Origin of the sequence: Rothia sp. HMSC065G12 (assembly GCF_001811455.1) — a bacterium.
GTDB classification, from domain to species: Bacteria; Actinomycetota; Actinomycetes; order Actinomycetales; family Micrococcaceae; genus Rothia; species Rothia dentocariosa.
In genome coordinates this window covers 138,720-151,179 of the sequence record NZ_KV804818.1, presented here as the reverse complement: position 1 = coordinate 151,179, position 12,460 = coordinate 138,720, and the positions used below count along the sequence as shown (strand labels likewise).

At 52.3% G+C, this 12,460-nt stretch carries 13 protein-coding genes and 1 pseudogene; 12 read left to right on the top strand and 2 right to left on the bottom strand.

The annotated features are described in order from the left end of the window. The 4 genes and pseudogenes from HMPREF2804_RS09630 to HMPREF2804_RS09615 form a co-directional block, all read left to right on the top strand. A pseudogene (locus HMPREF2804_RS09630) lies at nucleotides 1-305 on the top strand (hypothetical protein); the annotation flags it as partial. A gap of 42 nt (nucleotides 306-347) precedes the next feature. Continuing rightward, nucleotides 348-602, top strand: coding sequence for a hypothetical protein (locus HMPREF2804_RS09625; protein ID WP_048754664.1), 255 nt, complete (start codon nucleotides 348-350; stop codon nucleotides 600-602). A gap of 171 nt (nucleotides 603-773) precedes the next feature. Further along, entirely contained in the window at nucleotides 774-1,400 is a 627-nt protein-coding gene (locus HMPREF2804_RS09620) for a hypothetical protein (protein WP_048754663.1), read from the top strand. A gap of 137 nt (nucleotides 1,401-1,537) precedes the next feature. Next, nucleotides 1,538-2,248: a DUF6318 family protein gene (locus tag HMPREF2804_RS09615; RefSeq protein WP_048754662.1), complete on the top strand. Its 711-nt coding sequence runs from the start codon at nucleotides 1,538-1,540 to the stop codon at nucleotides 2,246-2,248. Between the two features lie 166 nt (nucleotides 2,249-2,414). Here the strand turns inward: HMPREF2804_RS09615 and adhP are convergent, their stop codons facing one another. Next, nucleotides 2,415-3,443 (bottom strand): alcohol dehydrogenase AdhP, encoded by a 1,029-nt coding sequence (gene adhP / locus HMPREF2804_RS09610; protein WP_048754661.1) that lies wholly within the window; start codon nucleotides 3,441-3,443, stop codon nucleotides 2,415-2,417. A gap of 384 nt (nucleotides 3,444-3,827) precedes the next feature. On the opposite strand from adhP, the gene HMPREF2804_RS09605 reads away from it, so the two are divergent. From HMPREF2804_RS09605 to HMPREF2804_RS09595, 3 genes are all read left to right on the top strand, one after another. Beyond that, nucleotides 3,828-4,592, top strand: a complete 765-nt coding sequence (locus HMPREF2804_RS09605; protein WP_239664721.1) for a DUF6318 family protein — start codon at nucleotides 3,828-3,830, stop codon at nucleotides 4,590-4,592. A gap of 95 nt (nucleotides 4,593-4,687) precedes the next feature. Then, complete coding sequence (locus HMPREF2804_RS09600; protein WP_048754659.1) at nucleotides 4,688-5,410, top strand: DUF6318 family protein; 723 nt, start codon at nucleotides 4,688-4,690, stop codon at nucleotides 5,408-5,410. 301 nt (nucleotides 5,411-5,711) lie between these two features. Continuing rightward, entirely contained in the window at nucleotides 5,712-6,434 is a 723-nt protein-coding gene (locus HMPREF2804_RS09595) for a DUF6318 family protein (protein WP_048754658.1), read from the top strand. A 121-nt stretch (nucleotides 6,435-6,555) separates the two neighbouring features. Here HMPREF2804_RS09595 and HMPREF2804_RS09590 read toward each other — a convergent pair whose 3' ends face one another. Then, nucleotides 6,556-7,674 (bottom strand): DUF475 domain-containing protein, encoded by a 1,119-nt coding sequence (locus HMPREF2804_RS09590; RefSeq protein WP_048754657.1) that lies wholly within the window; start codon nucleotides 7,672-7,674, stop codon nucleotides 6,556-6,558. 373 nt (nucleotides 7,675-8,047) lie between these two features. Here HMPREF2804_RS09590 and HMPREF2804_RS09585 point away from each other — a divergent pair, with 373 nt between their 5' ends. The 5 genes from HMPREF2804_RS09585 (at nucleotide 8,048) to HMPREF2804_RS09565 (ending at nucleotide 12,331) form a co-directional block, all read left to right on the top strand. Next, on the top strand, nucleotides 8,048-8,701 hold the full coding sequence (locus HMPREF2804_RS09585; RefSeq protein WP_246824252.1) for a DUF6318 family protein: 654 nt from the start codon (nucleotides 8,048-8,050) through the stop codon (nucleotides 8,699-8,701). A gap of 195 nt (nucleotides 8,702-8,896) precedes the next feature. Next, on the top strand, nucleotides 8,897-9,649 hold the full coding sequence (locus HMPREF2804_RS09580; protein ID WP_070628149.1) for a DUF6318 family protein: 753 nt from the start codon (nucleotides 8,897-8,899) through the stop codon (nucleotides 9,647-9,649). Nucleotides 9,650-9,702: 53 nt separating this feature from the next. Next, a complete protein-coding gene (locus HMPREF2804_RS09575; protein ID WP_246824250.1) occupies nucleotides 9,703-10,407 on the top strand; it encodes a DUF6318 family protein in 705 nt (234 codons plus the stop codon). Between the two features lie 124 nt (nucleotides 10,408-10,531). Then, nucleotides 10,532-11,335 (top strand): DUF6318 family protein, encoded by an 804-nt coding sequence (locus HMPREF2804_RS09570; protein WP_070628145.1) that lies wholly within the window; start codon nucleotides 10,532-10,534, stop codon nucleotides 11,333-11,335. Between the two features lie 228 nt (nucleotides 11,336-11,563). Then, complete coding sequence (locus HMPREF2804_RS09565) at nucleotides 11,564-12,331, top strand: DUF6318 family protein (RefSeq protein ID WP_048779518.1); 768 nt, start codon at nucleotides 11,564-11,566, stop codon at nucleotides 12,329-12,331. The last annotated feature ends 129 nt before the right edge of the window (nucleotides 12,332-12,460 follow it).

Below are 12,460 nucleotides of genomic sequence, written 5' to 3'. Positions count from 1 at the left end.
GGTGGAAGATTCGGTATATGCCGTATGAGAGTATCAGCGAAATCCTGCTGCAAAGTAATGGGAAGAACGGGTACCTGAGGGTACGCAGCCGCAACATCAAGAGGGTGCGGCTGAGTTTTGATCCGTGGCAGTTTGATGCTTCTATCCTGTTTGCGATGGTTTTGTCTCGGGTGGAGCATAAGGAGTGGCCGAAGGACCTGAACGCGCAGCGGGTTGAGGAGTTGGTGGCTGGGTTTGGGTCGTATGAGAAGATGTTTGAGCGTATTAAGCGGTTGTGTTATGAGAGGAAACTCAAACTAGACTAGCCTTAGCCTACGCTGTTTCGTCTTAAGATAAAGGTGACTTTAGTGGATCTCGATGTTCTTCTCTATAAATGGTTCCTCATGATTACAGGTGCGGTACTTACTGTCTTATTTTTCGTCTGTACCATATTCTGCACCTTTATGGGTCCAGGGATAGGCTGGGGTGCGTTGATGTTTGTGAGTATGCTAATCAGCATCGGGGTGTTCTATACCGGTTGGGATACGGGCCGGAACCGCCCGGAAGAGCAGGAACCTGAAGACCAAGAAACCACTGATGCAGAGCATCATCAGGAATCATAACCAGCGTCTAATAATTGAGGAGGGGTGTGTTCGTGAGCGCACCCCTCTTGCTCTATTTATGCCCTGGTGAAGCTAACAAGGCTCTCTGAAAGCACGTGATGAGTATGTTAAGAAAGGTACAGTTGAAAAGACGTATCAGCAGATATGGCGGGTTAGAAAGAGAGCTATGAGATGGAAAACGGTATTTTAGGTGGTCTACTTGGCGGCCTACTCGTCGGAGCTATGCCCGGCATCCAACGTAAAGGTTCACATGTCTCCGTCGGGGTGAGGCAGCACCGCCCGCGCTTTGTCCTCTACCTCGGATGGGGAATATTACTTTTTATCCTGATACCCTTTCCTCTTTTTATAGATATTATGTTTGGGTTCGACCTTGGCATGCATATTTTTATATTTATATTAGGTGCCCCTATGGGGCTGGTAGTCATTATTAATTACTATGTACTCTATATCCGGTTTGATGAGCACTCGGTCACTTGGCGTAACTCCCTCGGACGCACCTATACCGCACCGTATACCTCGATTGATAGGCTCACGTATCTGGATAACAACCGCAACGGGTGGATTCGTATTATTTTCCGGGATCAGGGCAAGCGTAAGCGGCTGAGTTTTGATCCGGGGCAGTTCGATGGCACGGTGATTTTTGGTCATATTTTGTATAAGGTGCGTACGGGGGAGTGGGCCTCTTCGGTGCAGCAGTTGTCGGAGTCTGGGTTTTTAGAGGGTCGGGAGTCGTTTGAGGCGTTACGAGAGATCCGATTCGTACGCAACTTACAAGCCTCAGCACCTCATACCGCGTAATCCCCAGGCACATCAGCAAAACCTGTAATCTCCCCGCACCCGCGCGCCCGTGGGAACATAGCTTGCCCTAAATGGGTTCTTCCGGTGTATGCACTCTATAATAAATAGGCAATAATCACCGACTGAAAGATAACAACATGCTGACTACTTCTGTATCCCGCCGCGGTGCTCTAGGCGTCTTGGGTCTTGGCTCTGCCGCGTTCTTGGCGGCGTGCTCTTCCTCTAACTCGAACGGCAACGGCGGGGACTCCGGCACGTCGGCTTCCTCGACGAGCACCCGCAGCGACTATAGCGGCGAAGCTAAAATCGACAAGTTTGATACCTCAGCTGGCACCTACGAGCCCGCGACTCGTGAGACTCCCGCTAAGAATGTTCCCAAGCCCATCAAGCCTGAGAATATGAACGAAAACTCAGTCGCGGGTCTGTACTCTTCGATCGCATTCATTGGCGCGGCTTTGCAGTACGCACTGCAGACCGGCGATGTATCTCTGATCAAAGAAAGCGCTATGAGCGATGAGGATAAAGAGCGCACACTGTCGGGTGCTCTTTTTGCGGAGCTTCAGGGCGGGAAGAGCTGGCTTGCAGACCCTAAAATTGTGATGAACTTTGAGGATGCTAAGCCTAAGGAAGAGAACGGCACCTACACGTGGCCGGTAACCGTGAACGTAACTCGGGGGGAATACGGCGTACATGATGGTGAGGTTGTAGATTTTCCTGAAGAACAGCAGAAGCGCACTCAGAAGATTAACTTCACGGCTAAATACGACAATAACAAATGGAGTGTTGGGGGTTTCTATGAAACTGGTGGATCCGACAGCTCCGCATCCCACGATACCCAGGACAGCTAATCCCTAGCTCCGCATATAAAGCGGTGTCCTCTGGAATTTCCATACGTTCCAGGGGACACCGCTTTTTGCATTAGGGGTTCAGAACCCTATGTTTAGAAACGGGCGGCAACCCGCGCTACCGCATAGATTCAGTACCTAACGCACCCGTGTGAGAAGCTTTCTTGCCTTACCACATGCTTGCGAAATCGAGCACCATACGCCCGTTGATCTTGCCTGCGTTCATCTCCTCGAAGATCTGCGGGGCCTCATCAACCTTGCGCAGCTGCACTACGGGAACTACTAGCCCGTCTGCGCCGAACTGGAACGCTTCGGCAAGATCCTGACGGGTGCCAACCAACGAGCCGAGCACGCGAATACCGTCAAGAACGACCTTCGCGATGGACAGCTCCATCTTCTCGGGGGGAAGACCCACAGCTACTACGCTGCCTCCAGCACGTACGCTCTCAACCGCCTGGTTAAAAGCGACCTTCGATACCGCAGTTACCACGGCGGCTTGAGCGCCACCATCAGTTACTTCACGAATCTTTGCCGGTACATCCTCAACCTCACGACCGTTAATCGTGACGTCGGCACCGGTTTCGGCGGCAAGCTGCAGCTTGTCATCGTTAATATCGACGGCAATAACCTTGGCACCGAAAACCTTCTTGGCGTACTGCACCGCCAGGTTGCCCAGTCCGCCAGCGCCGTAGGCGACCAGCCACTGACCGGGGCGTACCTGCGATTCCTTAATCGCCTTATAGGTGGTCACGCCCGCGCAGGTAATCGAACTTGCCTGCGCCGCATCCAAACCTTCGGGGACCTTCACGGCATAGTCTGCCGTGACAAGGGCATACTCACTCATGGCACCGTCCACGGTGTAGCCCGCATTCTTGACGGTACGGCATAGGGTCTCCCTGCCGGAGGTGCAGTATTCGCAGTGCCCGCATCCCTGGAAGAACCACGCAATAGAAACACGGTCACCGGGCTTGAGCGATTCAACGCCTTCACCAACTTCGGTGACAATACCAATACCCTCATGCCCCAGGATGCGCCCCGGAACCTCACCGAAATCACCAGCCGCAACGTGCAGGTCGGTGTGGCAGACGCCGGAGTACTCTAGTTTCACGAGCGCCTGACCGTGCCCCACCTCGGGCACGGGAACATCGGTGACATTTATCGAGCCATCAACAACGTCAGGGACAACTACAGCCTTCATGGGAACCTCCCGTGTACTAGCTCACTAACAATGTTCGTTTAATCGTAAAGCTCGTATAGAGACTTTTCTACAGTTCGGTGATATATTCAACCGCTAATACGGAATGGTACTCATGAGCGATTTTATGCCGTGCCGCAGCGCCTCTCTAGGAAGTCCACATAGAGAGCAAATAGATAACGAAATGATGAAGACGTGTCCAGGAGTCCGGGGTTCAACAAAGCTCTAAGATACAATCGACGTAATGTCTCTGGTATGGAGCAACAAACTGGGAAGTTGAGGCTTATCTTCCGCCCCTGACTGCGCAGTTTTGGGCAAAAAGATGTGCTGAGGCCCGGAACCTCGCTCGTAACCGCATCCCTTGAGAGCACCGATGAAAGGGCAAACATGCCAACCCGTTTACCCCACCATGTCTCCCGCCGCGCCGCCTTGGGTGTGCTGGGCGCAGGATCTGCCACCGTCGTTGTCGGATGCGCCCCCGCCGTCAAACCCGCGGACCTCGGGCAGGGGAGCTCGTCCTCCGCGAGCTCATCGTCGTCAAGCGCTTCATCCTCCAGCTCATCATCGAGTGCATCTACTCTGCCCGGCAACTCGAAAAACACGGGCGATGTAAAACTCGAAAAGTACGACACTTCTGCGGGTGAACACCAGCCCGCAACCCGTACCGAGAAGCCGAAGAACGTTCCCAAACCCCTGCTCTCTGATAAAGCCAACGAGAAAACCATAGACGGACTTTACGAAAACATCGCCTATATCGCGGCCTCTATGCAGTACCTCTTCCAAACCGGCGATATGGAGCCCTTCGAGAAATGCGCTCTGGTGTCATCTGAAAAGTCGAGTCTGTCCAGTAACACTAATGCTTCAAAGATGCTCAAAATGATCAAAGAGGGCAATGCCTGGCTGGACAACCCGACCGTTGTGTTCTCGCTGAACACCTCCACCCCGAGCAGCAGCGGCAGTTTCTACTCCTGGGATGGCACGATGAAGATGAATATGGGTTCCTACGTCGTCGTGAACTCCATGAGTAAAGATGTGGACTCCAGTAAACAACACGTTGATACGGATATCACCTTCGAGGCCCTCTATTCGGGCAGTTCGTGGACTATTCGCAGCAGTGGGGGTGCTGCTGGAAGCGGCGGATTCTCCATCTAAAACATTGTTGTTTTAGCGGCTGGGGTTTCTTAGCCTCACTAGATTTATGCCTTATTCGCTCTGAATGAGGCACATATGAAAGGAAAAAGAATACTATGTCATCGTTGATCGTGACTCGCCGTAACGCAGCGCTGGGCGTGCTGGGTGCTGGCACCGCGGCCGCGCTCGCAGCATGTTCTTCGTCGAACTCAAACTCAAACTCCAGTGGCGGCTCGTCAAGCTCCAGTAAGTCGGAACCCGCTAAGGATTACAAAGGCGAGGTCAAGTTCGACAGCTTCGATACGTCGGCGGGGGAGTACGTGCCCGCGACCCGTACCGAGCCCGCGAAGAACGTTCCTGTTCCGAAGCTGCCGGAGAACGCTAACGAAAAGTCCGTTGAGGCTTTCTACGCGCATATCGGTTACTACGCTGCATGCATGCAGTATTTGTTCGTTACGGGTGACGACGGGCCTTTCCGTAAAGGGGCTTATAAGGAAGATGAAGTCCAACTTATATATCAAGATCCCACTTGGTCTCAGGTTCTTCCGAAGGTTAAAAACAAGGAGATGTGGTTGGGTAATCCTACAGTTACGATCGAGACTCTCACCGCACAGCCAGAAATTAACGGGGATCGTTATAAGTGGTCTCTTCAACTGAGCATGAACATAGGCGAATTTACGGCTACTCCTGAGGAAGTGAACGATATTCCGCCTGGGGAAGGATATGTGAAAGTCCCAGGGGCATTTATTGGTACTTACTCTGATAACAAGTGGAGCGTTGCTACCACTCAAACTGGTAATACCGAAACCGTTAGTCCGAAAGCCAAGTCAAACGGCTAACTTTGAAGCCCCGCAAGATTTCTACAATCTTGCGGGGCTTTTGTAATCTCAACCACCGCTCCCGGAACTTGACCGATTCACAAATAGTCGGAAAGTAACCGGTGAAATTCTTTGGCGCATTATGCGGAAACATACCGTATTCTAAATTCTAAGACCCTAGAACGGCAGATATACGGGCTCCCGCAGTCCCGATACACTAGAGTAGAGAGAAACACCCATGGCGAGTTCATGCGCTCGCCACCCGTGCTTCCCGCAGTCGCCTGCCCTGCGGCGTTACGGAAGCCCCGAAAGGAACAACACCATGTCACCTCATGATGTAACCCGCCGTGCCGCACTAGGCATCGTTGGCGCTGGCTCTGTCATTGCTCTTGCCGGATGCGCCGCCTCCGTAAAACCCGTCGATGCCGCCGCTAGCGGCTCTTCAAGCTCTTCATCGTCCGCGTCAAGCTCATCGTCCTCATCCTCTGCATCGGCATCACCCTCGGAGAGCATAAAAGACTACGGTACTACTATCAAAAACGATAAGTACGATACGTCGGCTGGCGCGTATGAACCCGCAACGCGTGAACATCCAGCAAAGAATATCCCTAAACCTGTTTTAGATGATAAAGCTAAAGAGAACTCAGCAGATGGCTTTTACGCTAATCTAGTCTTTATGGCAGGTGCATTGAAGTACCTTTTTGAGACGGGAAGCGACGAAATGATTAATAAGTCTGCATTGGCACAAAGCGAAAAGGATGGTTTCTTAAAAAATGATCAATCCTCTTTCGATAGGATCAAAGATGGTGAGATTTGGTTTGGTAACCCTCAAGTAACGTTTGCCATGCGCTCTCCCCGTCCCTCAAAAGCAAGCGGTGGCGGCTACAATTGGGGCGGTATGATGGTCATCGATTTAGGAGAGTTTCGTGCCTTCCCTGATGGAACTAGCGAGGACTACACCGATGAAAAACAACGTAAGACAGAAACTTCGGTGTATTTTCAGGGTAAGTATTCTGATGGTGCCTGGCAGATCAAATCATTCTAGGTGCCAGTAATTGAATGGATAATTGTGCTTTTCGGAGCATAAAGCTGGTCCCGCACGCATCGTATTGATGCATGCGGGACCTTTGTGTATAAGCAAGATTTATCTGCTCACAGGATAAAGCCTACTTTTTACCCTCAGTATTCATCGCTTGTTCTACAGGCGCATTGTGAAGATTGGAGGCTTTGGGCAGAGACTTATCCAACCGATTTGCTCGTCGGGAGGAAATAATTGAACCGGCGATGAATACGATACCGGAAAGACCAATTACGAAATCGGGGATATCCCACTTGAGGGTTGCTAGGAGCATGAGCGCGAGAACACCGATAGCCCAGTGCGCGCCGTGATCCAGGTAGCGCAGCTCCTGGAGGGTTCCCTTTTCGACCAGGTAAATGGTCATCGACCGCACGAAGAGCGCGCCCACACCCAAGCCGAGCGCAATAATAATCGGGTCTGAGGTTACCGCAAATGCGCCGAGAACACCGTCGAAACTGAAGGAAGCATCCAGCACCTCAAGGAAGAGGAACATCGAGAACGCGGCCTTGCCGGTCAGCATGGTGACTTCTGCTAGAGACTCTTCTCGTTCTTCATTGCGGGCCTCCATAAATGTTGCAAGACCGTTGGTCGCCAGGAATGTGAGCATACCTAGAAGACCAGAGATAAGAATGCTGTACTGTTCATGATGCTCAGCGCCAAAAAGCTGAGAAGCCGTCACTAAGAGAACCCCGGAAACCAAGACCGGCATGGAATCGAAGTGCCCGGCTTTAGCGAGCGGTTTTTCGATCACGGAGAGCCAGTGAACCTCTTTACCCGCCTCGAACAGGAAGGACAGGAAGAGCATCAATAAGAACATGCCGCCGAAGGAGGCAATGGTGTGGTGCGCGGATTCCAGAATAAACCCGTAGGTTCCGGGCGTATGCGGGTCGCCGCGTTCCATCGCAAGGTTCCAGGCTTCGATCGGGCTTACATGACCCGCAAGGCACACGATCAGGAACGGGAAGATGAGTCGCATACCAAAAACAGCGACCAGCACGCCGACTGTCAAGAAGATATTGCGCCATGCGTGCGACATTTTATTCAGATATTTTGCGTTCACACCCGCGTTATCGAATGAGAACACGATCTCAAGGACAATCAGAATAACGGCGGAGACCAAACCTGATACACCACCATAAACGGCGGCTGCGGCAAGTGCCACCAGGGTAATCAAGAGATCGTATTTGAAGAATTTTAGTAAAGCCATGAGGGCAGAAGGCTCTCCTTTGTGATGAACCATGTCAGGAACCATCTATTCTTGACATCAAGCCAGCGAATGCGGCTTCCCCGCGCATATTGCGGAAAGCGCCATGCTCCCATCTATAGTACTTAGCGGCATTCTATGTGCGCGCCTCGCACAAGGCGATATCGCATAGAGGGAAATTGCGGGTTTACCTAGAACTGCACAGGACTTATGAGTATACAAGAATGCGTACGTGTGAACCAGCAACTCTATAGAGAAAGCGTATCGAGCGAAATCTCACAGAGCGCATACCGCTGAAATCTGCTATAAACCTCTACTTAAGGTGGATAATGAAGGGACTTCCCGTATTTTGATGCCGCGCGAAAGGGGATTCACGGTGGAATATGTGCTAACACGTCGTTCCGCGCTGGGTGCTGCGGGTGCCGGTGCGGTGCTTTTTACGGTTGCTTCATGCTCGAATGAACGCAGTGACTATGCCGGAGAAGTCAAACTCGAAAAATATGATAATTCTGCCGGCAGTTTTGAAGCCGCCACACGAGACACCCCTCCCAAGAACGTTCCCAAACCTATCAAACCTGAGAATGCAGATGAAAAGTCCGTTGCCGGATTTTACGCGAGCCTAGCCTATATCGCCGCCGCTATGCAGTATATGTTCGCCACTGGTGACACCGGTCCCTACGATGACAGCGCGCTCACCGAGGACGAGAAACACTATGTTCATAATTCCTCAAATGAGCAAATACTGGCGCGCATGAGGGAGGGGCAAAACTGGTATGAGAACCCGCGCGTCACTATCTCCCTGAATACCGCGCAGCCCGCGATGGAAGGTGATACATACACGTGGGAAGGGAAGTTTTCTATGGAGTTCGGGAACTACCGCGTCGATCGTGGGCAGGTAAACGACCTAACGGAACGGCAAAAAAGTAATACCGAAGACATGGTTTTTAAAGGAACATATACCAACGGGCGCTGGAGCGTTGAAACTCGGTCAAAGACCGTAGCCTCACAGAGCTCTACAGCTACACCATAGCGTTGTACCTTCCTTGGAAGGAGTGCGCTCGGCGCTGGTTCTTGGGTGCGCGCAGGGACGATGAGAAAAATATAACAGCTTATGATGACGTCATATAACGCATGTTCGCACGGCTTAACGGCACAATAGTAAGGTACCCAGCCACATCACAGGGGTTTTAATCGTTGACGATTAAGACGCCGAAAGGAATGAAATATGTCAGAAAGATCCTATGATTTTTCGCGCCGAACCGCTCTTGCGGCAGCCGGTGCGGTGGGCTCGGCGATGATGCTGAGCGCCTGCGCCCCGAAGGTGAGAGGAATCGCATCCGAGCAGCAGAGTGCGGGGGCAACCGCATCCAGCTCTAGTTCCAGCTCTCCATCTAGTTCCAGTTCAAGTTCTTCCTCCAGTTCCAGTAATTATGCAGGCGAGGTTCGCTTCACGAGTTTCGATACCTCGGCTGGCGCCTATGAGCCTGCCACGAAAGATCATCCGTCAAAGAACGTGCCTAAACCAACGAAACCCTCAGATATAAACGATAAGTCGGCGGCAGGATTTTATGCGGCGATTGGCTATACGACGGCAGCCATGCAGTACGCCATGGAAACCCTGGACTTTAGCCTTGTGGCGGATGCGTTTCCACCAGAATACAAAGATGTCCTGGAATCTAAATTTAACCAGCTGAAACAACAAACCACGAGCAGTAAATCATGGTTTGGCGGCCCCAAATTTAAGGCGATTCTCAAGAGTCCGGAACCGACGATGAACGGTACGAGTGCCACCTGGGAGGGAACAATATCGTTTTCGCTGGGTACCTTTTACGGGCCGAGTGGAGTAAGCCGAGAGTCTGAGACAGAGACATCAGATACCCTCTACCGTGGAACCTATACGGAAGGGCGCTGGTGGGTTATCTACGGCAGCTCCTCGGGTTCGTCAGGATCTGGATCGTCTCAAGAATTTTCACTCTAGAAACACCACACAGATATTCGGGCTAAGAAGTCCGCACCATGAAAGGAAAAAGAATGTCCGCTCTACATGTCTCACGTCGCACCGCGTTTGGTCTGGCGGGTGCAGCCTCTGCGACCGTGGCGCTTGCCGCGTGCTCTGGAAGCGTTAGCGGAGTCAGCTCCCCGAGCGAGCGCACCGACTTTAGCGGCGAGATCAAGTTCGATAGTTTTGACACCTCTGCGGGAGAATACAAGCCCGCGACCAAGGATCATCCCGCCGAAAATGTGCCGAAGCCGAAGAAGCCGGATAACGCTAACGATAAGTCGGCGGCAGGTTTTTACTCGTCTATTGGCTACCTTTTTGCATCCATGCAGTACTTCCTCGAGTCTTTTGACCCCGAGCCCATGATGGAGGTTATTGCAGACAATACCGGGCAGAAGGTGCCTGCAGCACAGTTTGAGCAGCTCAAGCAGATGGGCGCCGGGGGAATCGTGTGGTTTTATGACATAAAAATTACCGGCAGCCTCAAGACCCCGCAGCCGAAGATAGACGGCGACACCTACACCTGGGATGGAAGCGTTACCATGAAAGCTGGTGGTATGGGCGGCCGCGGGGGAATGGGCCGGGAACTGAACCAGGAACAGAGTCAAGACGTTACGTTCAAGGGAATTTATAAGGACGGCAAATGGATGATTACGGACCCAAATCAGGATTCGGCCGCCTCCGGTAGTCCTAGTTCGTCAAGCTCCAGCAGCTCCGGTTCGCTGTTTGGCATCTAGCGAAATTTTACGGCGAGAGTATTCTTTTCTCGTTATCGTGATGGATAGCGGGTATATGCATATGCTGTACCTCCGATGATCGATACCGCCCGAGTGTTAGGGCTTGGGTTCCGAAAGGACTAGCATGTCTTCATTGAATATCTCTCGCCGTTCCGCGCTTGGGTTCCTTGGCGCCGGTTCTGCGGCGGTGGTTCTTGCTGCCTGTTCAGGGGCAAATAATGCCGGCGGGTCAGGCTCCTCCGCATCCGGTGGCCAAGACCAAAAGGACTACAGCGGTGAGGTGAAATTCGACAACTACGACACCTCTGCGGGTAAGTACGAGCCCGGCACCAAGGAACAGCCCCCGAAGAACTTCCCCAAGCCCCTCAAACCAGAGCAGATGGGTGAGAAATCCGTTGCTGGTTTCTATGCGGCTATCGGGTACATGGTTGCGGCATGGCAGTATTTTAATAACGCCAATGATCCTGCCCCATTTATGGAAGTTGCTCTCGATCCTCAGGGGAATAAGCTCCCTGCCGATCAGGTTCAGCAAGCTGTTGAAGAACGGAAAAAGCAAAAAACCTGGGCTGAGGACCATAAGCTGACTGCTATTCTGGATTCCCCGCAACCCAAGACTGACGGTGACACCTATACCTGGAACGGAAAGATGAAGGCTACCAACGGCTCCTTCGTCGTGATAGGGGGTCAGGCTATAGATGTCCCTAAAGAGAAGATGACAGAAGAAGCGCCTGCGGTCTTTAAAGGAATCTATAAAGACGGTACCTGGTGGTTGTCCTATCCTCAGCAAAGCAGCGGAGGTTCTTCAGACGCTCAGGGTGGCTCCCAGAATCAGCAGCAGGGACAGAACCAGGAGCAAACCCCACAGCAGCAGGCTCCGCAGGAAGGAGCCGGGGAAGAAGGCACATCCGGCAACGGCGGGGCACAGTAGCAATACCGCACAAGCTCGTCTAGGAGAACCGAGTGTAGGTTCCTACTTAAAGAAAACCCGCAGGAAGCATGGCGTTCTTGCGGGTTTTCCGCGCTCTTAGCTGAATCTTTGCTCAGGGAACACTTAAATCTCGCATGAATTTCTACATCATGTACACAATGGGAATACATCCAACCACAGTTTGCGCCTTGATGCACGGGTAAAAGGCGCTGAAAGGACACCATTTCGATGCCCTCCCACACCTCCCGTCGTTTTCCCCGTCGTTCCGCACTCGCGCTGTTGGGCATAGGCTCAGCGGGATTTATCGCCTCTTGCCTATCAAGAAACCAAGGATCTGCCACAAACTCTGACGAAACCCGCACCGACTTTGCGGGTGAGGTCAAATTCGATACATATGATGAATCTGCAGGAGCCTTTAAACCCGCAACTCGTGATCATCCGGCTCAGAACGTGCCTGTGCCCATCAGACCCGAGCATATGAACGATAAATCTGTGCAGGGGCTTTACAATACGATCGCCTATATTTCCGCCGCCCTCCAATATATGAACACCACCGGCAACACCCGACTTTATGACGAAAGTGCCGCCGCGGAGCCGGGACATAGCGTCATGCGCGGCGAAAAAGACGAAAAAGCGTTCTCTTTAATGCGTGAAGGGCGCGTCTGGTTCGATAATCCCGCGGCAACAGTAACCCTCAAAACTTCTGAACCGACTATCAAGGGCGATACCTACACCTGGGAAGGAAAGACCACCCTCGATTACGGAACCTTTCAGGTGGGCGAGAAAGAGACCGTAAACCTTTCTCTCGCGAAACGGTACGAAGTTGCCCAGACCACCTTCACCGCGGTGCATCGTGACGGCCGCTGGTGGTGTAAGGTGAGCGTTCCCGAAAAGATCGTGGGAGCACCCGAAAGAACTGATCTTTTCTCACATTTTAGGATGCGCGTAGAAGACCTAACCCCCACACCCGTACCTACACCGGAGGCAAAGAAATAAAGGCGCTAAGGGGTTTCACGATTACGAATATGCGTACCAGCAAATATTCAGCGGGGCGACCTCAACCTGAGAATATGTAGAAATACCTGCGGCAATCCCAAGCACAAATCATGACGCATGGCAGGATAG